The sequence below is a fragment of the Roseateles sp. FW301-B2 genome (assembly GCF_058788955.1).
Genome location: NZ_JBYTBE010000015.1, coordinates 28,824 through 53,101, shown reverse-complemented (window position 1 = coordinate 53,101; position 24,278 = coordinate 28,824). Strand labels below are relative to the sequence as shown.

The following is a 24,278-nucleotide window of genomic DNA, read 5'->3' as shown; positions in this document are numbered from 1 at the left end:
GGTAACAGCATGAAACCCGCCTCGCCATGGCCTGCCCATAATGCGCGCCAACCGGAGCGCAACGCACACCATGACCGAATTGAACGAACGCAGCACCATCACCCCCGCACTGCTGCTAGCGCGGCTGGAGGCCATCGCCGGCGCGCTGCGCGACAGCGGCACGGCGCTGGGCCTGCTGGGGCTGGGCTCGGTGGGGCTGGAGCGCGGCCGCCTGGATGCCTATTCGGATCTGGACTTCTTCGCCATCGTCGCGCCCGGCCACAAGGCGCGCTACATCGAGCGGCTCGACTGGCTGGCCGCGGCCCATCCGCTGGCCTGGCATTTCCAGAACACCGCGGACGGCCACAAGGCCTTGATGGCCGACGGGGTGTTCTGCGAATTCGCGGTGTTCGAAGCGCATGAGCTGGCGCAGATCCCCTACGCCAGCGGGCAATGGGTCTGGCGCAGCGAGGCGCTCGACCCGGCGCTGGCGCATCCGAGCCTGCCCATGCCCACCGCGCGCCTGCCGGACGAGCGCTGGATCGTCGGCGAGGCGCTGAGCTGCCTGTTCGTCGGCCTGCAGCGCTGGCAGCGCGGCGAGAAGCTCTCGGCCGCGCGCTTTGTGCAGGGCCACGCGCTCGACCGGCTGATCGAACTCGACGCCTTGCGCGCCGAGGACCACGCTCGCGCCGGCGCCGATGCGCCGCCCGACCCCTTCAACCGCGAGCGCCGGCTGGAGCGACGCCAGCCCGGGCTGGTGCAGGAGCTGCCCGCGCTGATGCCGGGTTATGCCGCCACGCCGGCGGCGGCCCTCGCCATGCTGGCCGCGCTGGAGCGGCGCGGCGCGCGGCTGGACCCGCACATCAGGGCGCAAGTCCTGGCGCTGGCGACGCATCGCGGATGCGCCTGATCGGCGTCAGCAGCAGGCCCAGCACCACGATCAGCAAGAGCGCCGCACCGCTGGCGCTGAACAGCAGCGCCAGGCCCAGCAGCTTGAGCGCAGCGCCGGCCGCGGCCGCGGCCAGCGGCGTGATGCCCATGAAGATGAACATGAACAGGCTCATGGCCCGGCCCAGCATGGCCGGCGGGATGCGCTGCTGCATCCAGGTGTAGACGGCCACCTGCACAAAGCCGCCCAGCGCGCCCAGCGGCACCAGCAGGGCCAGGCCCTGCCAGGTGGCGTGGACATGGCCGAAGGGCAGAAAGGCCAGGCCCGCGCAGGCGTCGATGGCCAGCACCGTGGCGCCCAGCGTGCCCAGGCGCCGGCCCTTGAGCAGGCCGGACAGCGCCATGCCCACCAGCACGCCGCCGCCATGGCCGGCCAGCAGCAGGCCCAGCGAGGCCGCGCCGCCCGGCAGCTGGGTCTGTGCCAGCACCGGCAGCGCCACCTGGATGGGGCCGCCGACGAAAAAGCCGATGGCGGCGAAATATAGGCACAGGGTGCGCAGCTCCACGTCGCGCCAGAAGAAGCGCATCGCCTCGGCGATCGCCGCCAGCACCGGCACCGGCTCGGGCCGCGCGCGCTGGCCGAGCCTGACCTGGCGCAGCGTCCAGGCCGAGACGAAGAAGCTGAAGGCATCGAAGCCGAAGGCCAGCGCCAGGCCGCGCGCATCGTTGATGTGCTGCTGCGGCGCCGGCGGCGCGCCCGGCTCCGCCAGCAGCACGATCAGCGCGCCGGCCAGCGCCGGCCCCAGCAGCACGCTCAGCTGGCGCAGCGCCATCAGCGTGCCGTTGGCGGCCTGCAGGGCCTCGGGCGGCAGGGCCTGGGGCAGGATCGAGCTGCCGGCCGGATAGCTGAAGGCGGTGGCCAGGCCGATGCCCAGCGCCAGGCCATAGACCATCCACAGCTGCAGCGTGCCGCTCCACACCAGCAGGGCCAGCAGGCCCACCAGGGCGCCGTTGATCAGCTTGGTGAGCAGCAGCACGCGCTGCGGCGAATGGCGGTCGACGATGGCCCCGCCCACCAGGATGAAGACGGCGCGCGGCACGCCCATCACCGCCAGCACCGTGCCCAGCACCAGGGCGTCGCCGCTGAGCTGCAGCACCAACCAGGGCAAGGCGATGAGGGTGAACTGGTCGCCCAGCATGGACAGCAGGCCGCCGCCCAGCAGCCAGCGGAAATTGGGGTTGGCAAACAGCCGGGCCTTGCCGGCCTGGCTCTCAAGTCTTGTCATGGTTGTTCTCCTCCCTTGGGTTCAGCGCCTGGCGCAGATAGGCGATCATTTCCGGCGTGACGCCGGTCTCGCGCTGCAGCCCCGTTTCCTGCTCGTACATGGCCTGCACCTTGGCCTTCAGCTGGGCCTGGTCGCCGACGAACTGCTGGGCCAGCGCGCGCCAGCGCAGGGCCAGGGCGCGCACGCCGGGGCTGGCGGCCGGCACGCCCGCCGTCATGCTGGCCTGCACCTCCTGGATCAGGCCGTGCCAGGCCAGCTCGATATCGCGCACGCGCGCCTCACCCAGCTCGGCGCGGCGGCGCGACAGGGCCTGCAGCTCCGCCTCGCTGAAGTACTGCTCGAACAGCCGCATCAGGCTCATCACGGTGAACAGGTGCTCGCTCAAGCCCTGCTCGCTCGCATGGGCGCGCGCCGCCACCGTCTTGAGCGCCTTGAGCAGGCGCTGCTGGCGCTGCAGCTGCAGCTCCACCTCGGCGATCTGGCGCTCCAGCACCTCGCGCAGCGGCGGGTTCTCCGCCTCCATCAGCAGGGCGATCTCCTTCAGCGCCAGGCCGGAATGGCGCAGCGCCAGCACGCGGTGCAGGCGCTGCACATCGGCCTCGCTGTAGCGCCGGTAGCCGGCCTCGCTGCGCCCCGAGGGCAACAGCAGGCCGAGCTTTTCGTAGTGATGCAGGGCGCGCACGGTGAGCCCGGCACGCTTGGCGAGTTCGCCGACGGTGTATTCCATGGCTCGCATCATCGGGCCTCACGCAAGGTGAGGGTCAAGCCCCCCGGCGCGCCCGCGCTTAACAAACCCACACAGTCTTAATGTGGGGCCCACCCTATCCTCGCGCCCAGCCCAACCCGGCCGCCCGCCGCGCGGCAGCATCCAAGGAGTACGCGATGCCCAGCTACACCCTCAACGTCAACGGCCGCGACCATCTGGTCAACGTGAGCAGCGAATCCATGCCCCTGCTGTGGGTGCTGCGCGATGTGATCGGCCTCACCGGCACCAAGTACGGCTGCGGCATCGAGGTCTGCGGCGCCTGCACCGTGCTCATGAACGGCCAGCCCGAGAAGAGCTGCAAGCTCGATGTCTCCTCGGCCGCGGGCAAGCCCATCACCACCATCGAGGGGCTCTCGCCGGACCGCAGCCACCCGGCGCAGCAGGCCTGGATCGCCCTGCAGGTGCCGCAATGCGGCTACTGCCAGTCGGGCATGCTGATGTCGGTGGCGGGCGCGATGAAGGCCGGCCACCATGGCAGCGAGATCGCCAGCGAGGTCAAGAACGTCTGCGTCTGCGGCACCTATCAACGCATCAAGCAGGCCGTTGCGGGTCTGTAAGCCGGGAGCCCGCAGCATGATCGATTTCCCCAAGTCCGAACTCGCACTCAACCGCCGCCAGCTGCTGGGTGCCGGCAGCGCCTTCACACTCGCCTTCTTCCTGCCCGGCAAGGCGGCCGAGGCCGCCGGCGCCAGCAGCGCCGTGAACAGCTGGCTCAGCATTGGCGCCGACGACAGCATCACGCTCACCATCGGCAGCTCCGACATGGGCCAGGGCGCCAGCGCCGGCCTGGCCCAGCTGCTGTGCGAGGACCTGATGGTGGAACCGGCGCGCATCCAGCTGAAACAGGGCGCGCCCACGCTGGCCAGCCCGGCGCCGCTCGGCACCGCCATCAACACGGTGGGCAGCGGCGTGACACGCAACAACTACTGGCGCATGCGCGATGCCGGCGCGATCGCACGCGAGACCCTGGTGGCCGCGGCGATGGCGCGCCTGGGTGATGGCAACCGCGCCAACTACCAGGTCAGCAACGGCGTGATCCTGCACAGCCCCTCGGGCCAGCGCCTCAGCTACGGGCAGCTGGCCGCCGACGCGGCCCTGCTGGTGCCGCCCAGCAGCGCACCGCTGGTGCCCGACAGCCAGTTCAAGTACATCGGCAAGCCCTGCGCCCGCCCCGACATCCCGCTCAAGGTAGATGGCAGCGCCATCTACGGCCTGGACGTGCGCGTACCCGGCATGGTGTATGCCGTCATCAAGCATTGCCCCAGCTTCGGCGGCACGCTGGCCGCCCTGCCCGCCACCCCGGCCGGCGCGCTGGCGCTGGTGCCCACCAAGGTCTGGGCCGGCACCGGCCGCGGCGCCGAGGCGGTGGGCAATACCAATGCGCTGGCGGTGGTGGGCGTCACCACCTGGGACGCCTGGCAGGCCGCCAAGCGCCTCAGCCCGAGCTGGACGCTGCCGGCCAGCACCGCGACGCTCAACAGCAGCCAGTTCATGGCCGACGCGCAGCGCCTGATGAGCAGCGCCACGCCCTATGTGGCCGGCGCCGCCAACCCGCCCGGCACGCTCTACACGGTGGAACGCAGCAGCGCCGATGCCAACGCCGGGCTGGCTGGCGCCGCCAAGCTGCTGGAGGCCAGCTACAGCCTGCCCTATGTGGCCCATGCCTGCATGGAGGTGCTGAACTGCACGGTGGACTATGTGGCCGGCCAGCGCTGCGAGATCTGGGCGCCGACGCAGTCGGCCAAGTCCGCCCTCGCCCTGGTCTGCGCCATCACCGGCCTCCCCGCGGACAAGGTGGTCTTCCACACCACCTACCTGGGCGGCGGCCTGGGCCGCAAGGCCGAGCTGGACTTCATCAGCCAGGCCCTGCAGGTGGCCCTGGTGCTGCAGAAGCCGGTGAAGCTGATGTGGCCGCGCGAGGAGGACTTCAGCCACGACCAGTACCGCCCGATGGCGCTGGTGCGGGTGCGCGCCGGCCTGGATGCCAACGGCTACATCAGCGCCTGGAGCTACCGCAATGTCTCGCCCTCCATCCTGGGCCAGCGCGGCGTGACGCTGGGCGCCAACGGCGACAGCCAGGGCTACGAGGCCTCGCAGGCCCTGCCCTATGCCTTCGGTGCGCGCCTCACCGAGTGGGTCAGCCACCCCTCTGCCGTTCCGGTGGGCTTCTGGCGTTCGGTGGGCGCCTCGATCAACACCTTCGCGGTGGAGTCGATGCTGGACGAGGTGGCGGCGGCGCTGGGCCAGGACCCCTACCAGTTCCGCCGCGCCCGCCTCAGCGACCCGCGCTGGATCGCCGTGCTGGAGGCCGCCGCCAACGCCGCCGGCTGGGGCAGCGCGCCGCCGGCCGGGCGCGCCCGCGGCATCGCGGTGGGCACGGCCTTCAACACCGTGGTGGCGCAGGTGGTGGAGGTGGCCAACAACAACGGCCAGCCGCGCGTCACGCGCGTGTGGGTGGCGGTGGACGCCTATCTGACGGTGAACCCGGGCTCGGTGGAGGCGCAGATCGTCGGCGGCGTGGTGCATGCGATCAACGCCACCCTGTACGGCCGCCAGACCTTTGCCAACGGCGCCGCCCAAGTGAAGAACTTCAACGCCAGCCGCATGATCCGGCTCGGCGAGATGCCCGAGGTGAAGGTGCTGATCATGCCCGCGCCGGCCAATGCCGACCGCAGCCGGCCGATCGGCGGCGTGGGCGAGCTGGGTGTGCCGACCTTCGCGCCGGCGCTGGCGAATGCCTGGTTCAGGCTCACCGGCGCCCGAGTGCGCAGCCTGCCCTTCAACCCGAACGCCACCATGGGCGGTTGAGGCGGCAGGCCGCGCGCCCGTTCAGGGCAGGTTCAGCAACCAGGCACCCAGGCCGTGGGTGGCCACATACATCTTGCGTGCCGCCGGGATGATGGTGAGGCCGGCCACTTCCACATTGGGCATGCCCGGCGCCGCGGCGGTCCAGCTGCTGCTGCCGGCGGCGAGGCGGTAGACGCCGAAATCGCTGGCGATGTAGAGGTCGCCGTTGAGGTCGTCGCGCGCCACATCGGTGGCCGGGATGTCGCCCAGGTCGTAGCTGCGATCCACCCAGCTCACCGTGCCGGCGGTCGGGTCGTAGGTGACCTCGAACACATGGCCCGGCGTGGCCGGCGTCGAGGCGCTGAAGCCGCTGTAGGAAATCCAGGCCCGATTCGGATTGGCCGGATCGATATGGATGCCGCTGACGAAGCGGTTCGGATCGTTGGGCGCGAGCGCGTCCAGGCGCGTCCAGGCGACGGCACCGGCCGGTTCGGCGTCGACGTTCTTGGAGATGAACACGCGCCCGGTGGTGGTGGCCGCCCAGGCGGTCGAGCTGTCGGAGGCGGTGCGCTCCACCGCCGCCATCGCGCCGCCGGCGCGGTCACCGCGTGCCGCCGCGACGAGGCTGGGTGCGGCGATCTGCTGCCAGTCGCCGCATTGCACCGTGAAGTCGCCGCGCCACTCGTTGCAATGGCCGCGGAACTCGGCCAGCGTCATCGTGCCCATGCCCCAGGTCTTGGTGCGCCAGACATTGGCCGCGCCGGCAAACATGGTCTTGCTGACCTTGGGGTCCGAGATGATGGGCACATAGAACTGGCCGCCGGTGCCATAGATCGGATCGCCGATCCAGTTCCAGTCGCCCATCTCGCCGCCGCTGAAGTTCACGTCCGGCGAGGCGTCGTAGAAGGTGTGGAAGCGGAACTTCGGATCGGCCACATCGAAGCCCGACTGCCCGCCATCGCCGATCATGGTGTTGATCCAGCGCACCGGGTTGCCGGTGGACTGCCAGGTGCCGTTGTCCTGCGTGCCGCCCTGCACCAGGTTGACGTTGTGCGGGCTCACCGAGAGGCTCTGGAACTGCAAGGTGGACAAGCCCTTGTTCATGCTCTCCAGCCTGGAGGGCACGCGCGACAGCAGCTGCTTGCAGCGCAGCAGGTTCGCGCCGCCCAGGCCGCGCGCATCGCACCACACCGAGACGTCGGAGAACATGCCGCTGGAGCGCACGATGCCGCCGTCCGAGGCCTCGAAGAAGCGGTAGGGGTTGCCCGGCTGCACCACCAGGTAATGCTGGTCAGGGTGCAGCCCGTTCGGGTTGACGGGGTCGGTGCCGTCCATGGTCATGTCGGTGAAGGACGCGCCGCCATCGGTCGACAGCACCACGCCGCGGCCATTGGAGATGCCGCCGGTCTCGCCATAGGCATAGGAGCCGCCCAGGTAGACGATGTCCGGGTAGCCCGCCGGCGAGACCACGAAGTTGTCGTACCAGCATTGGCCGCTGCAGAAGTTGTAGGAGCCATAGCCCGGATTGGCCGGGTTGTTGCTGGTCATGTCGCTGAACACCGGTGCGCCACTGCGCGCGTCGTCGCTGCGGAACAGGCGCGCATAGGGTGCGCCGACATTGCCCTCGGCCACATAGAGGCGCGTGTTGCCATTCGCCAGCCGGTTCACCGCCAGCATCGGGCGGGTGGTGTTCTGCGCGGCGTTCAGCGAGGGCTTGATCTGCACCCAGCTCGCGCCGCCATCGCTGGAGCGCCAGACGCCACGCCCGAAGGAGGCCGCGTAGACGGTGTTGGGATCGACCGGATCGAGCTCGATCTGGCGCACGCCGCGCGGCGAGCAGGCGTTCAGGTTGTTGGCCTGCGCCACCAGATTCGCGGCCGAGCAGTCGGCCGCCGCGGCCGAGCCATTGTGCAGGTAGGTCCAGCTGGCGCCGCCATCGGTGGACTTGTAAAGCCCCCACTGCGGTGCGCCGGGCACCAGGGTCACCACGCCACCGGTGGCCACCGAGGAGGCGCCGCGGCCGGCGCGCACCGAGGCCGCGTAAATGGTCAGCGGATCGCCCGGCTTGACGGCGATCGACCCGACGGCGCGCGCGTTGAACGAGGCGGCGCCCAGGGGCCCGCTCCAGCTGTCACCGCCATCGGTGGACTTGTAGATGCCCACGCCGGCGATGCAACCGCTGCCGCAGCCGTTCGCCTCGCCGGTGCCCACCCACAAGGTGTTGCCGGTCGCATCGTTCGGGTCCAGCGTGATGGAGCCGATCGCATTGATGCCGAAGGGGCCGCTCAGGTACTGCCAATTCGGCTGGCCGTCCAGCGCATTCTTGGTACGCCAGATGCCGCCGCCCGCGGGTGCGGCCCAGAGCCGGCATTGGCCCTGTGTGCAGTTCGGGTCGATGGCCAGGGCCACGGTGCGGCCGGCGCCGACATAGTCGGTCGGGATGTAGCTGAAGGAAGAGCGGTAGGGCGAGCGTGGGAACAAGGCCTCCTGCGGGCCGACGCTCACGAAGGTACCGGGTTGGCCCTTGCCGACCGGGAAGTTGCGCCCCGCCATCGCCTTGGCGGCACTGCGCGCCGCCTCGATGCGGGCCAGCGGGATGTCGTCCTCGGGATAGGCGCGCTGTAGAAAGCCCGCATCGCCGGCGGCGGCCGGGCCCTCGGTGGAGCTGGGCGGCAGGGCCTGCTTGAGCTTGACCAGATGTTCGCGCAGGCCGCCGGGCTTGCCGCCCTTGGGCTTGCCGAGCTTGCCGGCCTCGTCCTTGCCGGCCTGCACCGCCACCTCGAGCTTGGCGGGTTCGGCCTTGGGCTCGCTCGGCGGCTCGGCCGCCGGGGCGGCGTGACCAAGGCCGGCGAGCACCAGGGCGCTCAGGGCTGCGACTGTGTGAATGCGCTTCATCTGCATGTCTCCTTGCTGCACCGCGAACCGCGCGATGAGACGCCGCCGCCGGCAAGGTGTCAAATTGCAACTGAAGCGGAAACAGGCTTCATGCCGCGGCAAGGCGGGGGCTGGCCCGCGTCAGCGCGGCGGCAAGAGTTCGGCCGGGATCGGCGCCTGCGGCGCCTCCGTCATCCACATCACGCTGGAGATCCACCAGCGCTTGCCGTCGAAATACATCTCGATACTGTTGACGCCGCGCGAGCGCTGCAGCCCCGAGGGGCTGGCGTACTCGGTCTCGTAGGTCGAGTCGACATGGGCGATGTGGCCGTACACACGCGTGCTGCGATGAATCTCGCGCTCACGGAATCCGCGCCGCACCAGCGGCTCGGACTCGTTCACCAACTGCTGGTGATCCCAGACCTCGACCTGGGGCGCGCCATTGGCGGCGGTGGAGGTCGCCACGAAGCGCACCCACGGGCCGTACAGCGTGCGATCGCGCCCCCATTGGCGCGGCGCCTCGGAGCGCACATTCACCACTTCGTAGAAGGCGCGCATCAGGCCGTCCACGCTGGCCACGTCGTCGGCCCGGGCGTCCACGCTCGGAACCTCCACAGCAGGCGCAGGCGTCGCGCCCCGCGCCGCCTGGGCCGCCAGCGCAAGCATGATGATGATGGGCAGGGCCAGCATCAGCGCCGCCAAGCGCCGCCCGAAGCGGCCGCAGCCGGGTCTCTTTAGAATCGTCAGGTAGGTGTTCATGCCGCGCATTCTCGGCAGCATGCCGACACGCCGCTATCAAAAACCTGCTCGCCCGCCGCGGCCCTTCCAAGCCTTCTCCTCCATGCCTTCGCCAGCCCCATCGTCCACTACCACGCATGCCGCCAAACCCGGCGCCGTCGTGAGCGAATGGCACTGCAGCGGCCGCCGGAGTGCCTGGCAGGAGGAGCACCTGACACAGGCCATGATCGAGTTACCGCTCACCGGCATGGACATGCGCAGCATCCGCGGCCAGCAGACGGTGGTGGACGTCGGCACCGCGGTACTGCATGGTGCGGACGAATCCTTTGCCCTGGCCTCGCCCACCGCAAGGCCGCGGCGCAGCACCAGCATTGCGCTGGACGGCGAGCTGCTCGGCGCGATGGCGCCCGACTTCACGCCCGGCGTCGTGCGCACGTCGGCACGCACCGCGCTGCTGCAGCAGCGCCTGCGCCGGCAGGGCGCCGACCCGCTGGCCCGGGACGAACTGGGGCTGATGCTGGTGGACAGCGTGATGGCCGACGCACGCCTGCAGGCCGGTGCGCGGGCGGGCATCCCCAGTCTCAGCCCGGCCTGGCGCCGCCTGGCCGATGATCTTGGCCAATGCATGGCGGTCGGTTTTGACCAGGCGCTCAGCCTGGAACAGCTGGCCCGCAGCTGCGGCACCTCACCCTTTCATGCCAGCCGCGTATACCGGCGCGTCACCGGCCTCAGCATGCATCGCCAGCTGAACCGACTGCGCCTGCGCGAGGCCTTGTTCCGCCTGCCCGAGATGCGCGGGCGACTCACCGAACTGGCGCTGGACCTGGGGTTTTCCTCGCACAGCCATTTCAGCAGCGCCTTCAGGGCGGAGTTTGGACGCGCGCCCTCGGCGCTCGGCTAGCGCCGGAACGCCGCCTCGATCTCTTCCAGCGTCTTGCCCTTGGTCTCGGGCAGCAGGAAGGCGGCGGTGAGGAAGTACACCAGGGTGCAGGCGGCCCAGAAATAGAACATCGCCGCATAGCCATGCTGGCCCACGGTGGGCAGGAACACGGCGGCGATCACGGTGGAAACGAACTGGTTGATGAGCAGCGCGATGCTCATGCCGTTGGAGCGGATGCGCGTGGGCATCAGCTCGGAGAGCGCCAGCCACACGCACACGCCCGGGCCGACGGCGAAGCTGGCCACGAAGGCGAAGATGCAGGCCGCCACCCACCAGCCATGCGTGGCGCTGGGCACCGGGCCGACGAGCGCCTGCTCGATGCGCAGCGGCGCCGTCGCGGCGGCGGCGGGGTCGGCAAAGGGGTTCAGGTGCAGGCGGCGGAAGAAGGCGCCGATCACGCCATCGGCCTGCACGGTGTCGGCACGGCTGATGCGGATGGCCGGCAGGCCGGCCTCGTCGCTGCGGCGCGTCTGCACATTGGTGAAGGGGCCGTAGGCATAGGACAGGGTCAGTTGTTGCGCCCCGCCAGCTTGGGCGCCCTCGGCGCCTGGCTGCACACCCAGGCGCTGCAGCAGCGCGGCGTCGAGGCGCAGCTCCAGCGCATCTTCCTGCACCAACGCCTGCACCGCCTCGCGGCCATCGCGGCGCCCGCTCTCGGCGCCCTGGAACAGCAGCGCCGCGCCCAGCAGCGACAGCATGATGCCGCCGCTGCCCAGCATGAGCAGGAACTTGCGGCCCTTGCGGTCCACCAGCAGCACCGCCACCACCGTCATCAGCGCGTTCAGCAGCTTGATCGCCACGTCGGCGCTGTTGGCCACCGCGCCGGGCAGGCCGGCCTGGTTGAGGATGTTGACCGCGTAGGCCAGGATGGAATTGATGCCGGTGGCCTGGGTGCAGGCCAGCACCAGGCAGGCGAGGAAAAAGGGCAGCAGGTAGCGGCGGCTCAGCAGCGGGTCCTGCGCGCTGGCACTCACACCCGTGCCGGCCGCGGGCGCGGCCTCCTGCATCTCGCGCAGCTCCAGCTCGGCCTGGGCAGCATCGCGGCTGCGCAGCAGCGCGGCGCGCGCCGCGGCCACGCGGCCCTGGCGCACCAGCCAGCGCGGCGATTCGTTCAGCAGCAGGCCGCCCAGGGTGAAGATCAGGCCGGGCGTCAGGCAGGCCCAGAAGATGCTGCGCCAGGCCTGGTCCTTGGCGGCGAACACCGCCGCGGCACTGCTGCCGGCCGCAGCCACCGCCTCCACCGTGCGCGCCTGGTAGAGCCCGATCAGCGCCGCCACCACCAGGCCGATGGTGAGCAGCAGCTGGAACATCGCGGTGCCGCGGCCGCGGTTGTCGGCGCCCAGGCATTCGGCCAGGTAGAGCGGCACCACCACGCCGATCAGCCCGCCGCTGATGCCTTGCAGCAGCCGGCCCAGCAGCAGCGGCGTGTAGCCCTCGGCCAGCGCGATCACCGGGATGCTGAGCGTGAACAGCGCCCCCGCCAGCAGCATCGCGGCCTTGCGGCCGATGAGGTCCGCCAGCGCACCGGCGAACAGCGAGGACAGCACGCTGCCCAGCAGCACCGCGGCGACGATGAAGCCGAGCTGCTGGGTGCTGAGCTTCCAGGCCAGCGAGGCGGTGGACTCCAGATAGGGCAAGGCGCCGGCGATGATGCCGATGTCGATGCCGTAGAGCAGGCCGCCCATGCCGGCGATGAAGAGCATGAAGCGCATCGCCCAGGCGGACTGTGGCGATGCGGCGGCGGTAAGGGCCCGCGAGGCGGTGGCGTCGGTCATCGTGTGTCTCTTGCTGCTTGTTGTCGGTCAGGAAAGCGGCGTCATGCCCGCGAGATGAGCTGGCCCTGCACATAGACCTCGAGCAGGCGCAGCTGCTCGTCCAGCACCAGCACATCGGCCCAGGCGCCGGGCGCGAGGTGGCCGCGCTCGGCCAGGCCCAGGAACTCGGCCGGGTATTGCGAGAGGCGTTGCGAGGCCTCGGCCAGCGGCAGGCCGATGGCGACGAGATTGCGCAGCGCCTGGTCCATGGTGAGGGCGCTGCCGGCCAGCGAGCTGCCGTCCAGCAGGCGCACGCAGCCCATGCACTTCATCACCCGCTGCGGGCCCAGCTCGTACTCGCCGTCGGGCATGCCGGTGGCCGCCGTGGCATCGGTGATGCCATAGGCCTTGGGAATGGCGCGCAGGGCGGCCCGCAGCGCGCCCGGGTGCACATGCTCGAGATCCGGGATCAGCTCGGCGAACTCGGCATGGGCCAGCGCCGCACCCACCATGCCGGGCTGGTAATGGTTGAGCCCGGTCATGCCGTTGAACAGATGGGTGAAGCCGCTGGCACCGGCGGCCAGCGCGGCCACGCCATCCTCATAGCTACCGGCGCTGTGGCCGATCTGCACGCGCATGCCCAGCGCGCAGAGCTGCGGGATCAGGGCCAGGTGTTGCCCCACCTCGGTGGCCAGGGTCAGCACCTTGATGGGGGCCAGCGCATGCAGGCGCTGCACGCCTTCCAGCGTGGCCTCCAGCACCAGCGGCGGCTGGGCGCCCAGGCGCCGGTGGTTGAGAAACGGGCCCTCCAGGTGCACGCCCAGGATCTGCGCGCCGTCCGGATCCCGCGCCGCCATGCCGGCGGCCACGCCCATCAGCGCGCGCTCGATCTGCGGCAGGTGCGCCGTCATGGTGGTGGCCAGCAGGGCCGTGGTGCCGTGGCGGGCATGCAGGCGCGCCACCTTCAGCGCAGCGCTACCGCCCTGCATCACGTCCACCCCGCCGCCGCCATGCACATGCAGGTCGATGAAGCCGGGCAGGATGGTGTGGCCACTTGCGGCGCTTGCAGCGCTTGCGGCGCCGGCCGTGATCGAGCGTACCCGCGCATCGAAGCCGAGCTGCCCTTGCAGCCAGCCCTGCGGCGTGAGGATGCGGCCCTGGACTTGCTTCATTCGGCGACGATGACTTCGATGCCCAGGCGCTGCAGCCCGTCGCGGTACTCCGCGCTGATGCCGGCATCGGTGATGACGGTGTGCACGCGGTCCAGCTGCACGATGCGGTGCAGGCTGACGCGGCCGAACTTGGAGGCGTCGCTCAGCACGATGACCTTCTTGGCGCGCTCCACCATCTTGTGGTTCAGGCTGGCCTCGGCCTCGTGGTGGGTGGTGAGGCCGAACTGCAGGTCCAGCCCGTCCACGCCGAGGAAGAGCTTGTCGAAGCTGTAGGCGCCGAGGCAGGCCTCGGCCTGCGCGCCCTGGATCGAGAGCGACTCCTTGCGCAGGCGGCCGCCGGTGAGCATCAGGTCCACGCCTTCGGCATCGGCCAGCTCCCAGGCGATGTTGAGGCCGTTGGTCATCACCGTGACCTGCTTGAGCGCGCGGATATGGCGCGCCAGCGGCACGGTGGTGGAGCCCGAGTCGATGATGATGTTGTCGCCGGGCTGCACCAGCTGCGCCGCGCAGGCGCCGATGCGCTCCTTCAGCGTGGCGTTGAGGCCATCCTTCTGGCGGATGGTCTGCTCCGGTGGCGGCTGGCGCATCAGCGCAGCGCCGCCATAGCTGCGCGTCACCAGGCCCTGGGCCTCCAGGGTGGCCAAGTCGGAGCGGATCGTGACGGCCGAGACGCCCAGCAGGGGCACCAGGTCCGAGACCTGCACGCTGCCCTGCTTGACCAGCATCTGCAGGATGCGTTCGCGGCGTTCGCTGGTGTTTCTCATGGTGATGCTTGTCGTGTTTCGATGCGAAGGACGAGAGCTTAGCCGCCGCAGGCGCGTGCGTAGGCCGCCAACACCGCGCCCACCTTGTGCTCGGCCAGGGCCTGCGCGCGCGGCGCCAGCCGCCCTTCGAGCACCGCCCGCGCCTGCTCGGGCAGGAACTGGCTCACCAGCGGCAGCGGCAGCTCGATGCCATCGAGATTCGCGATCAGCTGATCCACGGCCGTCTGCACCGCGGGCTCGCCCCAGTAGTAGCGGCAGCGGTCGCTGAAGGCATAGCGGCGCAGCAGGGTTTGCTGCGCCGGCGTGCCGGCATAGTGCTTCTGCCAGTGCCTGGGCTGGGCCAGCATGGCGGCCTCCAGCACCTCGATCAGGCCGGCGCGGCGCGCGGCGGGCAGCAGCTCGGCCTCGATGTGCGAGAGCGCGAACAAGGCCTCGCGCAGCGCAAACGTGGCCGCCGGGCCAACCTTGAGGATGGCGAAACCGCCGCGCACCAGGGCGGCAAGCGCGGCCTCGGTCTGGTAGTCGGTGCTGTGGGCCTCGAACACCAGGCCGGGGCGCAGCGTCTGCCGCCGCAGGAAGGCCGAGAGCTCGGCCGCGGCGGCGGGGGCGTAGTGCTGCACCTGGCTGTGGTCGAAATCCACGCCCGGCTGCACCACCATCGCGATCACGCGTTCCCAGGCCGCTTGCAGGCCCTGGGCGGCAAAGGCCTGGGCATGTACTTGCAGGGTCTGGTCGGCGGCCGCCGGGGCGGTCACGGCCACGCCGCCGCCCAGCGAGGCCTCGCCGCCGGGCACCGGCACCTCGGTGCCGATCACATAGACCGGCGCGGCCAGACCAGCTTGCGCCGCGGCGGCCTCCGCCACCCGCGCCAGGCGGGCCGAGCGCTCGGCCACCAGCGCGTCCGAGAGGCGCGGCGGATCGTCCGCGCAGGCCATGCTGCAATCGAGATGGATTTTTTGAAAGCCCGCGCTCACATAGGCATGGATGAGCGTCTCGGCATGGTCCATGGCCGCGGCCGCCGGCAGGCCCTGCCAGGCATTCGGGCCCAGGTGGTCGCCACCCAGGATCAGGCGCTTGGCCGGCAGGCCGGCCGCGGCGGCCAGCCCATGCACATAGCGGGCAAATTGCGCGGGCGTCATGCCGGTGTAGCCGCCGAACTGGTCCACCTGGTTGGAGGTGGCCTCCACCAGCAGCGGCGTGCCATGCGCCAGCGCCACCTGGATGGCGGCGCGCAGCACCGTGGCGTGGCTGCAGCAGACGCTGGTGAGCCCGCGGGCGGCGCCATGCGGCCGGGCTTGCAGGAGAACAGTCAGAGGCTGGGACATGCGGGTGGGAGCTCAGCGGTGTTGTGATTGCAGCGCCAGCAGGGCCGCGCCACGCGCGCCGCCGGCATCGCCGAAATGCGGCGGCAGGATGGGCGGCACACGCACGCCCTTGAAGAGATGGCGCGCCATCGCGGCGGGCAGCTCGGTGTAGAGATGCGCCAGCTTGGACAGCCCGCCGCCCAGCACGAAGGCATGGGGGTCCAGCGCCAGCATCAGCTGCGCCAGGCCATGGGCCAGCAGGTCGAGGTGGATGTCCAGGCACAGGCGGGCACCGCCCTCGCCCGCCGCCGCACGCTGGGCGATCTGGACCGTGTCCAGCGCCGCCCCGCCCAGGTGGCGGTAGAGCGCCTCCAGCCCCGAGCCCGAGACATAGCGCTCCAGGCAGCCCTGCAGGCCGCAGGGGCAGTCCCACAGCGGCAGGCGGTGCCGCGCCAGCAGGCTGGCGGGCAGGCTTAAGTGCCCCCATTCGCCGGCCATGCCGTTGTAGCCGGCGAGCAGCCGGCCGTTGACGCACAAGCCGCCGCCGGCGCCGGTGCCGAGGATGGCGCCGAACATGCTGGGAAAGCCGTCGGCCGCGCCGCCCAGGGCCTCGGAGAGCGCGAAGCATTGGCAATCGTTGCCGATGCGCACCGGGCGCTGCAGCAGGGCCTGCAGGGCCGGGCCCACCTGGTGGCCGTTCAGCGCCGGCACGTTCGAGCTCAGCTGCACGCCGCTGGCGGCATCGATCACGCCGGGCAGGCCCAGGCCGACGCCGCAGCGCTCGCCCAGCACGCCATCGGCCTCCTGCACCAGCGCGACGATGGCCTGGCAGAAGGCATTGAAGTCATGGGTGGGCGTGGCGACGCGGCGGCGGTGCCGCTCGGTCAAGACCTGACCCTGCACCGCATAGGCCACCAGCTCGATCTTGCTGCCGCCGATATCGATGCCGCAGCAGGCCTGGGGCTCAGTGCTCGACATGGGCATGGTGGATGGTGACACCCTGCACGACGCGGTTGACCGTGCCGTCGGGAAAGGGGTTGTCGGGGGTCAGGCCCAGGCGCGCCGATTGGTGCAGCGCCAGCTGCTGCGCCATCAACAGCCACAGCGGCGCCAGCCAGGCATCGCCCAGGCCGGCCAGTGCCGCGGCGGCCAGGGTCCAGGCCTGCCCATCGGCGGCAAGATCTGACCCCGCGGGGCCCACGCTGACGATGTGGCCGGCCACGCGCTCGCGCCTCAGCTCGTCCAGCAGATCCTGCTCGTAGCGGCGCGCCAGCGCGCCCGCGCTGTGGAACAGCACCACCAGGCTCTGCGCATTCAGCGCCGACTTGGGGCCGTGGCGAAAGCCCAGCGGCGTGTTGGCCAGGCTCAGGCTGCGGCCGCTGGTCAGCTCCAGCACCTTCAGCGCGGCCTCCTTGGCGAGCGCTTCCAGCGGGCCGCTGCCCAGGTAGACGATGCGCTCGAAGGCCTGCCCGCCCAGGTTCATCAGGCCCGGCGCCCAGTCCCGCAGGGCCAGTTCGGCCTGCGCGGCCAGCAGCTCCAGGCGCTGCAGGCGCGCCGGCCAGGCGCCCGGGTCGAACACCGTCAGCGCCGCCAGCAGCATGCTGGTGAAGCTGCTGGTCATGGCGAAGCCGCGATCGCAGCTGGCCGCGGGCATCAGCAGGTTCAGCGTGTCGGCCTGCTGCGCATTGCCGCGCACCAGCTCACCCTCGGCATTGCAGCTGATATTGAGGAAGCGCAGCGGCGCCGCCACGCGGCCGCGCAGCAGTTCCACGGTGGCGAGGCTTTCCGGGCTGTTGCCGCTGCGCGCGAAGGACACCAGCAGGGTGGGCCGCTCGCGCCGCAGATACAGCTCGGGATGGCTCAAGAGGCTGGTGCTGGCGATGGCGCGCACCTCGGCGGGCCAGGCGGCGTTGAGGGTGTCGGCCACGATCTCGCCCACATAGGCCGAGCTGCCGGCGCCGGTGAGTATCACCAGATGGCCAGGCTGCTGCAGCCAGTCCGCCAGGAAGGCCTCGATGCCGGCGCGCCCGGCTTGCAGGCCGGCGGCCAGTTCGCGCCAGACGGCCGGCTGCTGGGCGATCTCTTGCGCGGTAGCCAGGCCGCCGATGCCGTGCCAGGCCTCAGCGCTGCGATGCAGAAGTGCGTTGGTGTCGTTCATTGCAGGGGTCAAAGTCTGGGCCGGACGATAAGCCGAAACTTTCGAGCTGTCAAACAAAGAAAGCAATCGAAAGATATGGAGACGCCAAGGTGCGGTTTTACGCATCAGTAAGGCCCAAATTTCCGTGGAAATTCACCTTGCCGTGCACAAAACACCACCAAATCGAAAGCATCAATCGCCCATAAATCAATCATCGAAAGGTGCAAAAGGCCTATTTTCTAGTGGTTTACACCATCAAAGCCGATAAACACGCTTATGCAACTTTCTCTTCGTTGACTACTTTCGTTTCGAAACCTAGAGTTTGTACATCGGAAAGAAAGATAAGGCGGGCCCGTCACGGCGGGTCACGAGGACGAAGCAGGCATGAGCAAGAGCGTGATGATGATGAAGAAGAAGCGCAGCAAGCAGTACCAGGCCCGCCTCGGCGGCCTGCTGCTGTTGCTAGCCCTGCTGCAACAGCAACAGACCGTCGGCGCCGCGCCGGTGGGCAATCTGCGCGACATCAAGGCCATAGGCCAGGGCAACGACAACACGGCAAGCGCGCAGTGGGAGCTGCACACCGATGCAAAGCAGCAAGCGGGCCTGCTGCGCATCAGCCTCTTGCGCCCCGACCTCTTCCGCATCCAGGCCGCCGCCAGGGGCGACAAGGGCAAGCTCAGCGAGCCCGGCAACAAGGCCGCGGCCATCGTCGAGCATGAACCCAGCGGCCCGGTGGCGCATGAGTTCAGCGACGCCGGCGACCACCACCTGCTGCGCACCAGCGAATTCGCGCTGCGCATCTACAAGAAGCCGCTGCGCTTCGCCCTCTACCAGGCCGACAACCGCACGCCGCTGTGGCAGGAGGCCCAGCCCCTGGACCTGGCCGACAAGCTCAGCGTGCAGACCCTGGCGAGCGACAAGGCCGAGCGCTTCTACGGCGGCGGCCAGCAGAACGGCAGCTTCGAGTTCAAGGGCAGGCAGCTGGAGATCTCCTATTCCGGCGGCTGGGAGGAAGGCGACCGCCCCAGCCCCGCGCCCTTTCTGATGAGCTCGCGCGGCTGGGGCGTGCTGCGCCACAGCTGGGCCGATGGCAGCTACGACCTGCGCCAGCCCGGGCAGATCACGCTGGCGCACCAGGAGGGGCGCTTCGACAGCTATTACTTCGTGGGAAAAAGCATCCGCGAGGTGCTGGCCGGCTACACCGCCCTCACCGGCCGCGCCCGCCTGCTGCCGCGCTGGGCCTATGAGTACGGCGACGCCGACTGCTACAACGACGGCGACAACGTCAAGAAGCCCGGCACCGTGCCCAAGGGCTGGAGCGACGGCCCCACCGGCAAGACCCCGGACGTGATCGAGTCGGTGGCACGCAAATACCGCGAGCACGACATGCCCGGCGGCTGGATCCTGCCCAACGACGGCTATGGCTGCGGCTACACCGAGCTGCCCGAGGTGGTGCAGGGCCTGGCCAAGCTGGGTTTCAAGACCGGGCTGTGGACCGAGAACGGCGTCGACAAGATCAAGTGGGAGGTCGGCAGCGCCGGCACGCGCGCTCAAAAGCTCGACGTGGCCTGGACCGGCCAGGGCTACCAGTTCTCGCTGGACGCCAACCAGGCCGCCTACCAGGGCATCCTGGACAACTCCGACGCCCGCCCCTTCCTCTGGACCGTGATGGGCTGGGCCGGCACACAGCGCTATGCCGTCACCTGGACCGGCGACCAGAGCAGCAGCTGGGACTACATCCGCTGGCACATCCCCACCCTGATCGGCTCGGGCCTCTCGGGCCAGGCCTATGCCACCGGCGATGTGGACGCGATCTTCGGCGGCAGCCCCGAGACCTACACGCGCGACCTGCAGTGGAAGAGCTTCACCCCGGTGCTGATGGGCATGTCGGGCTGGGCCGCGCAGGCGCGCAAGCATCCCTGGGCCTATGAGGAGCCCTACCGCAGCATCAACCGCCGCTACCTGAAGCTGAAGATGCGGCTGATGCCCTATATGTACGGGCTGGCGCGCGAGGCCGAGACGAGCGGCGCGCCGCTGGTGCGCGGCCTGATGTGGGACCACCCCGAGGACGCGAGCGCTCATACCGAAGCGCATAAATACCAGTTCATGCTGGGCCGCGAGCTGCTGGTGGCGCCGGTCTACCGCAGCCAGGCCGCCAGCGGCGGCTGGCGCAAGGACATCTACCTGCCCCAGGGCCTGTGGTTCGACTACTGGGACGGCCGCCAGGCCCAGGTGGGCCGCGAGGGCCGCACGCTGGACCTGCAGGTCACGCTGGACAAGCTGCCGGTGTTCGTGCGCGCCGGCGCCATCCTGCCCATGTACCCCGAGTCGCTCTACGACGGCGAGAAGCCCAAGGACCAGCTGACCCTGGACCTCTACCCGCATGGCGAATCCAGCGCCACGCTCTACGAGGACGACGGCCTGACGCGCCGCTACCAGCAGGGCGAATCCAGCCAGCAGCTCATCAGCATGCGCGCGCCCGTCAGCGGCAGCGGCGACATCAGCGTGCAGGTGGGCGCCGTGCAGGGCAGCTATGCCGGCCAGGAGACGCAGCGCAGCATCGCCCTGCAACTGCACACCCATGCGAAGCCGCAGGCCGTGCTGCTGCAGGGTCAGGTCTTGCCGGAGTTCGCCGACGCGGCCGCCTTTGCCACAGCCCTGCAGGGCTGGCACTACGACGCCGCCGACCGCCTCGGCACCGTGCATGTGAAGACCAGCAAGCGCGACATCCGCGAGGCGCTGGACTTCGTCGTGCAGATCGCGGCCGGCACGCCGCAGACGCAGAGCAGCGACTTCCCCGCCGCCCCCACGCTGGGCCGCGCGGTGCCGGTGGACAGCCTGCATGTGGTGAACCGCCCGGCCGAGGAGCCCGGCCACCCGCTCGAGAACGCCTTCGACGGCAAGCCCGACACCTGGTTCCGCAGCACGCGCAACCAGGCCATGAAGACGGGCCCGCATGAATGGGTGCTGGGCCTGGGCGAGCGCCGCCTGATCGACGGCATCGAGCTGGCACCGCGCAACGACAAGAACTGGAAGTACGGCCAGATCCGCGACTACGAGGTCTACCTGGCCGACAACAACGGCGACTGGGGCCAGCCGGTGCAGCGCGGCCGCCTCGAGTTGAAGGAAGGGAAACAGGCCATCGGCTTCAAGCCCACCGCCGGCCGCCTCTTGCGCTTCCGCGTGCTGAGCGTGCACAACCCCGATGGCGACGCCGCCGGCACGGCGGACCCGATGGTCAGCGCGGCGGCGGGCGGCGGCATGGCGGTGGCCTTCAATGCCTTCGCGCCGGCCGAGGTGCCACCCATCGTGCTGTCGGAGTTCCAGGTGATGGAGCACCGCCCGCCGGCCGGGTCCGCCACGGCCGAGCCGACGCAGCGCTATCTCTCGGACCTGGCCGCCCTGCCCCAGGGCTGGGCGCGGGACCGCGCCGCGAGCGGTCGGCCCGAGCTGCGCATGAACGGCCTGCAGTTCCGCAAGGGCCTGGGCGTGCGCCCCGGCGCCAGCCTGCAGCTGAAGCTCGACAGCGGCTGGAGCATGTTCCGCGCCGACGTCGGCATCGACGACAGCTGCCGCAATGCCGGCGGCGCGATGGAATTCCAGGTCTGGGGCGACGGCCGCCTGCTCTACAGCAGCGGCGCGGTGCAGGCCCCGGCGGTGGTGAAGCCCGAGCTCGACCTGCGCGGCCTGCAAACGCTGCAATTGCGCAGCCTGGCCGTTACCCAGGTCGCCAAGGCCGGCAAGCCCACCGCGGTCTGCGGCAACTGGGCCAATGCCACCCTGCTCGGGCCCGCCGGCGCCACCGTACAGATCACCCGCTAACCCCCGACCTACCGGTCTTTATTGCCAGAACAAGGTGGCGCTGACCACCTCCACCAGGAGATAGACGAGATGAAACCCAACAAACTATTTGCCCTGCTCGCCGCCGCCGGCCTGGCCACGCTGGCCCATGGCGCCGAGGGCGAGAACAAGCTGGAGCGCGTGGAGGTCACCGGCTCCAGCATCAAGCGCATCAATGCCGAGACCGCCTCGCCGGTGCAGGTCATCGATGCCAAGCAGATCGAGGCGATGGGCGCCAAGACCCTGCAGGAGATCCTGAGCAATCTGCCGGCGAACATGCCGGCGCTGGAGGACAGCCGCTCGATGTTCACCGGCACCGACGGCGCCTCGCAGGCCAATCTGCGCGGCCTCGGCGCCTATGCCACCCTGGTGCTGCTGAACGGCCGCCGCCTCTCGCCCTATGGCGCACCGGACGGCTTCCAGTACCTGTTCGTCAACATCGACGCCCTGCCCGCCGCCGCCATCGAGCGCATGGAGGTGCTGACCGACGGCGCCTCGGCCATCTACGGCTCCGACGCCGTGGCCGGCGTGATCAACGTCATCACCAAGAAGTCCTACCAGGGCCTGGAGATGAGCGTCAGCACCGAGAAGGCGCCGCATGTGGGCGCCTATGGCGAGCACTCGGCCTCGGCGGTGTTCGGCTTCGGCGACCTGGCGCGCGACAAGTTCAACATCTACGGCTCGGTCAACCTCTTCAAGCGCGACCCGGTCTATCCCTCGGACGACTACGACAAGTTCCCCGCCGGCTTCTACGTCGACAACCCGGCCTACATCAAGAACTTCCGCATCACCGAGGGCAGCCAGCCCGGCCAGCTGAACCCGGGCACGCAGTTCGTGTTCGACAGCAAGGGCGCGCGCCGCGGCATGGCCCTGCCGGGCTGCACCAGCATCGTCACCACCGGCAGCAACACCAGCTGCGCGATCAACACCCTGCCCTATGCGCTGGCCCACAAGCCCGAGAGCGAGCGCGCCACGCTCTACCTGAGCGGCCGCTACGAGTTCAGCCCCGCGCTGGAGGCCTTTGCTGACCTGGCCTACACGCAGATCGACATGCGCTCGCACAACACGCCGCGCGCCTTCAACAGCGGCAGCACCAGCAACTGGTACTCGCGCGACACCGGCACCAAGCTCAACAGCTTCAGCATCCCCTATCTGGGCCCCAACAACGTCTACAACAAGCTCAGCCCCGAGCTGAAGGGCGTGATGGGCGGCGTGGCCGGCATGACCTACACGCCGCTGGACGAGCCCGGCCACTTCGGCCAGCGCAACACCGACAACAACTACCGCGCCCTCGCCGGCCTGCGCGGCAGCCTGGGCGAGTGGGACTTCGAGACCGCGCTGGCGCTGGGCGGCAGCCATTCGGTGCTGTACCAGACCACCAACATCAGCAAGACCGGCTTCGAGAAGGCCTTCGGCCCCATCACCGTCGACCCCGGCACCGGCCGCCGCATCATTGCCGACAACCCGGCCTACCAGTTCGGCGTGATCAGCGAGAAGAACGCCGCGCTGCTGCGCGAGGCCTTCCCGACCTTCGACATCCAATCCTGGACGCGCCTGGCGAGCTGGGATGCCAAGGTCGAGGGCAGCGTCTACAAGCTGCCGGCCGGCGATGTGCGCGCCGCCTTCGGCGCCAGCCTGATGCGCGAGGAGATCTACACCCCGGGCAATGCGGCGGCCGCGGCCGGCGACATCACCCAGCAGGGCGGCTCCTGGTTCAAGGGCGAGCGCAATGTCGCCGGCGTGTTTGCCGAGGCGATCGCGCCACTCACCAAGGACCTGGAACTCGATGCCGCGCTGCGCCTGGACAAATACCCCAACTTCGGCGCCAACCTGGCGCCCAAGCTGGGCCTGAAGTTCCGCGCCACGCCCGAACTGCTGCTGCGCGGCACCTACTCCGAAGGCTACCGCGCGCCGAATCTGGCCGAGTCCGGCAACGGCGGCGTGTTCGCGCAGACGGTGGTGAAGGACGACACCCGCTGCGCCGAGACCAATGCGATCGCCCAGCTGCTGCGCAAGTCCAGCGTGGCCGCCGAGGTGACGCGCGGCAACGAGCTCTTCAACACCCAATGCGCCAACGGCACGGTGGTGGGCGGCGTGACCGCGCCCAACAAGGACCTGAAGCCCGAGACCGCCAAGATCAGCACCTTCGGCTTCGTGTTCCAGCCCACCCGTGACCTGGACCTCTCGGCCGACTACTGGTTCGTCTACCGCCGCAACGAGATCATCCGCGAGGATTTCCACACCACCTTCCTGGCCGCCACCGCCAAGTACGGCCCGGGCCTGGTGGGCGCACCGAACGCCTTCCGCAACACCATCTCCGACGCCGACCGCGCCGTCATGGCCGAGGTGGCCGCGATGTGCGCCAACCCGGCGAATGCCGCCGCCTGTGCCGGCAAGCTACCGGGCTACACGGTGGGCAATCTGGCCGGCGTGATCACCAACTACACCAACCGCGGCCGCACCCTCACCGATGGCTTCGACATCGACGCCCAGGCGCGCTTCTCGCTGCAGAGCTGGGGCAAGCTCAAGCTCGGCACGCGCCTGACGATCGCCAACCGCACCACCTTCAACGCCGAGGACGCCGATGGCTGGGCGCCCAACTTCGTCGGCTATGCCGGCACTCCCAAGCTGCGCGCCAACTTCAGCGCCGACTGGGCCTATGGCGACGTGGTGACCAGCCTGTTCGTCAACTACACCGGTGGCCACAAGTGGGACTATGACCCCCGCTACATCAGCTACGACGCACAGAGCTGCGAAGACAACGGCGGCGCGCTGACGGCGGCGCAATGCGCCAAGGGCACGCCCTCCTACACCACGGTCAACCTGAACCTGGCCTGGACGCCGACCAAGGACCTGAAGCTGGGCTTCAATGTGAAGAACCTGTTCAACAAGCAGCCCTACTACGACCCGAACGGCTGGGAAGGCTTCGACCACCGCTTCAACATCTTCGGCCGCATCTTCAGCATCTCGGCCGACTACAAGTTCAAGTAAGCGTCCCCTGCCGGGGGGGGGGGGGGGCACGCCGCGCGGCTTGACAATGAAGTAGGGC

Annotated in this window: 16 protein-coding genes; 6 read left to right on the top strand and 10 right to left on the bottom strand. The window is 69.8% G+C overall.

All coding sequences use genetic code 11. From position 1 onward, the window contains the following. Positions 1-70 precede the first annotated feature (70 nt). The gene (locus AC3WQY_RS12230; RefSeq protein WP_492708695.1) at positions 71-889 is read left to right on the top strand and encodes a hypothetical protein; all 819 of its coding nucleotides are present in this window, start codon (positions 71-73) and stop codon (positions 887-889) included. On the opposite strand, the gene AC3WQY_RS12225 is transcribed toward AC3WQY_RS12230, so the two are convergent. Together AC3WQY_RS12225 and AC3WQY_RS12220 are read right to left on the bottom strand one after the other, a co-directional pair. Beyond that, a complete protein-coding gene (locus AC3WQY_RS12225; RefSeq protein WP_492708693.1) occupies positions 843-2,153 on the bottom strand; it encodes an MFS transporter in 1,311 nt (436 codons plus the stop codon). The two genes, AC3WQY_RS12230 and AC3WQY_RS12225, sit on opposite strands and share 47 nt — an antisense overlap. Further along, positions 2,140-2,880 (bottom strand): MerR family transcriptional regulator, encoded by a 741-nt coding sequence (locus tag AC3WQY_RS12220; RefSeq protein WP_492708691.1) that lies wholly within the window; start codon positions 2,878-2,880, stop codon positions 2,140-2,142. Before AC3WQY_RS12220 ends, AC3WQY_RS12225 begins: the two co-directional genes overlap by 14 nt. Before the next feature lie 155 nt (positions 2,881-3,035). Here AC3WQY_RS12220 and AC3WQY_RS12215 point away from each other — a divergent pair, with 155 nt between their 5' ends. Continuing rightward, positions 3,036-3,476 (top strand): (2Fe-2S)-binding protein, encoded by a 441-nt coding sequence (locus AC3WQY_RS12215; RefSeq protein WP_285233190.1) that lies wholly within the window; start codon positions 3,036-3,038, stop codon positions 3,474-3,476. Positions 3,477-3,492: 16 nt separating this feature from the next. After that, positions 3,493-5,727, top strand: a complete 2,235-nt coding sequence (locus tag AC3WQY_RS12210) for a xanthine dehydrogenase family protein molybdopterin-binding subunit (protein WP_492708689.1) — start codon at positions 3,493-3,495, stop codon at positions 5,725-5,727. A gap of 21 nt (positions 5,728-5,748) precedes the next feature. On the opposite strand, the gene AC3WQY_RS12205 is transcribed toward AC3WQY_RS12210, so the two are convergent. Then, entirely contained in the window at positions 5,749-8,601 is a 2,853-nt protein-coding gene (locus AC3WQY_RS12205) for a WD40/YVTN/BNR-like repeat-containing protein (protein WP_492708687.1), read from the bottom strand. A gap of 120 nt (positions 8,602-8,721) precedes the next feature. Next, on the bottom strand, positions 8,722-9,339 hold the full coding sequence (locus AC3WQY_RS12200; protein ID WP_492708685.1) for a hypothetical protein: 618 nt from the start codon (positions 9,337-9,339) through the stop codon (positions 8,722-8,724). Positions 9,340-9,541: 202 nt separating this feature from the next. Between AC3WQY_RS12200 and AC3WQY_RS12195 the strand changes: the two genes are divergently transcribed. Then, positions 9,542-10,219: an AraC family transcriptional regulator gene (locus tag AC3WQY_RS12195; RefSeq protein ID WP_492708683.1), complete on the top strand. Its 678-nt coding sequence runs from the start codon at positions 9,542-9,544 to the stop codon at positions 10,217-10,219. On the opposite strand, the gene AC3WQY_RS12190 is transcribed toward AC3WQY_RS12195, so the two are convergent. The 6 genes from AC3WQY_RS12190 to AC3WQY_RS12165 are packed head-to-tail and all read right to left on the bottom strand — an operon-like array spanning position 10,216 to position 17,410. After that, a complete protein-coding gene (locus AC3WQY_RS12190) occupies positions 10,216-12,033 on the bottom strand; it encodes an MFS transporter (protein ID WP_492708681.1) in 1,818 nt (605 codons plus the stop codon). The two genes, AC3WQY_RS12195 and AC3WQY_RS12190, sit on opposite strands and share 4 nt — an antisense overlap. Before the next feature lie 41 nt (positions 12,034-12,074). Next, on the bottom strand, positions 12,075-13,184 hold the full coding sequence (locus AC3WQY_RS12185; RefSeq protein WP_492708679.1) for an N-acetylglucosamine-6-phosphate deacetylase: 1,110 nt from the start codon (positions 13,182-13,184) through the stop codon (positions 12,075-12,077). Beyond that, the gene (locus tag AC3WQY_RS12180) at positions 13,181-13,948 is read right to left on the bottom strand and encodes a DeoR family transcriptional regulator (RefSeq protein ID WP_285233197.1); all 768 of its coding nucleotides are present in this window, start codon (positions 13,946-13,948) and stop codon (positions 13,181-13,183) included. Before AC3WQY_RS12180 ends, AC3WQY_RS12185 begins: the two co-directional genes overlap by 4 nt. A 38-nt stretch (positions 13,949-13,986) precedes the next feature. After that, positions 13,987-15,273, bottom strand: a complete 1,287-nt coding sequence (locus AC3WQY_RS12175; protein ID WP_492708677.1) for a D-tagatose-bisphosphate aldolase, class II, non-catalytic subunit — start codon at positions 15,271-15,273, stop codon at positions 13,987-13,989. 12 nt (positions 15,274-15,285) lie between these two features. Further along, a complete protein-coding gene (locus AC3WQY_RS12170) occupies positions 15,286-16,230 on the bottom strand; it encodes an ROK family protein (protein ID WP_492708675.1) in 945 nt (314 codons plus the stop codon). Further along, positions 16,217-17,410: an AgaS family sugar isomerase gene (locus AC3WQY_RS12165; protein WP_492708674.1), complete on the bottom strand. Its 1,194-nt coding sequence runs from the start codon at positions 17,408-17,410 to the stop codon at positions 16,217-16,219. Before AC3WQY_RS12165 ends, AC3WQY_RS12170 begins: the two co-directional genes overlap by 14 nt. A gap of 363 nt (positions 17,411-17,773) precedes the next feature. On the opposite strand from AC3WQY_RS12165, the gene AC3WQY_RS12160 reads away from it, so the two are divergent. Both AC3WQY_RS12160 and AC3WQY_RS12155 read left to right on the top strand, forming a co-directional pair. Then, positions 17,774-21,211 (top strand): TIM-barrel domain-containing protein, encoded by a 3,438-nt coding sequence (locus AC3WQY_RS12160; protein ID WP_492708672.1) that lies wholly within the window; start codon positions 17,774-17,776, stop codon positions 21,209-21,211. A gap of 69 nt (positions 21,212-21,280) precedes the next feature. Next, positions 21,281-24,220 carry a TonB-dependent receptor plug domain-containing protein gene (locus tag AC3WQY_RS12155; protein WP_492708670.1) on the top strand — a complete coding sequence of 980 codons (2,940 nt, stop codon included), beginning with the start codon at positions 21,281-21,283 and terminating at the stop codon, positions 24,218-24,220. The last annotated feature ends 58 nt before the right edge of the window (positions 24,221-24,278 follow it).

Excerpts from the sequence above, each read along its gene's own strand:
- AC3WQY_RS12230 (WP_492708695.1), top strand. The coding sequence starts at position 71 with ATGACCGAATTGAACGAACGCAGCACCATCACCCCCGCACTGCTGCTA.
- AC3WQY_RS12225 (WP_492708693.1), bottom strand. The coding sequence starts at position 2,153 with ATGACAAGACTTGAGAGCCAGGCCGGCAAGGCCCGGCTGTTTGCCAAC.
- AC3WQY_RS12220 (WP_492708691.1), bottom strand. The coding sequence starts at position 2,880 with ATGGAATACACCGTCGGCGAACTCGCCAAGCGTGCCGGGCTCACCGTG.
- AC3WQY_RS12215 (WP_285233190.1), top strand. The coding sequence starts at position 3,036 with ATGCCCAGCTACACCCTCAACGTCAACGGCCGCGACCATCTGGTCAAC.
- AC3WQY_RS12210 (WP_492708689.1), top strand. The coding sequence starts at position 3,493 with ATGATCGATTTCCCCAAGTCCGAACTCGCACTCAACCGCCGCCAGCTG.
- AC3WQY_RS12205 (WP_492708687.1), bottom strand. The coding sequence starts at position 8,601 with ATGAAGCGCATTCACACAGTCGCAGCCCTGAGCGCCCTGGTGCTCGCC.
- AC3WQY_RS12200 (WP_492708685.1), bottom strand. The coding sequence starts at position 9,339 with ATGAACACCTACCTGACGATTCTAAAGAGACCCGGCTGCGGCCGCTTC.
- AC3WQY_RS12195 (WP_492708683.1), top strand. The coding sequence starts at position 9,542 with ATGATCGAGTTACCGCTCACCGGCATGGACATGCGCAGCATCCGCGGC.
- AC3WQY_RS12190 (WP_492708681.1), bottom strand. The coding sequence starts at position 12,033 with ATGACCGACGCCACCGCCTCGCGGGCCCTTACCGCCGCCGCATCGCCA.
- AC3WQY_RS12185 (WP_492708679.1), bottom strand. The coding sequence starts at position 13,184 with ATGAAGCAAGTCCAGGGCCGCATCCTCACGCCGCAGGGCTGGCTGCAA.
- AC3WQY_RS12180 (WP_285233197.1), bottom strand. The coding sequence starts at position 13,948 with ATGAGAAACACCAGCGAACGCCGCGAACGCATCCTGCAGATGCTGGTC.
- AC3WQY_RS12175 (WP_492708677.1), bottom strand. The coding sequence starts at position 15,273 with ATGTCCCAGCCTCTGACTGTTCTCCTGCAAGCCCGGCCGCATGGCGCC.
- AC3WQY_RS12170 (WP_492708675.1), bottom strand. The coding sequence starts at position 16,230 with ATGTCGAGCACTGAGCCCCAGGCCTGCTGCGGCATCGATATCGGCGGC.
- AC3WQY_RS12165 (WP_492708674.1), bottom strand. The coding sequence starts at position 17,410 with ATGAACGACACCAACGCACTTCTGCATCGCAGCGCTGAGGCCTGGCAC.
- AC3WQY_RS12160 (WP_492708672.1), top strand. The coding sequence starts at position 17,774 with ATGAGCAAGAGCGTGATGATGATGAAGAAGAAGCGCAGCAAGCAGTAC.
- AC3WQY_RS12155 (WP_492708670.1), top strand. The coding sequence starts at position 21,281 with ATGAAACCCAACAAACTATTTGCCCTGCTCGCCGCCGCCGGCCTGGCC.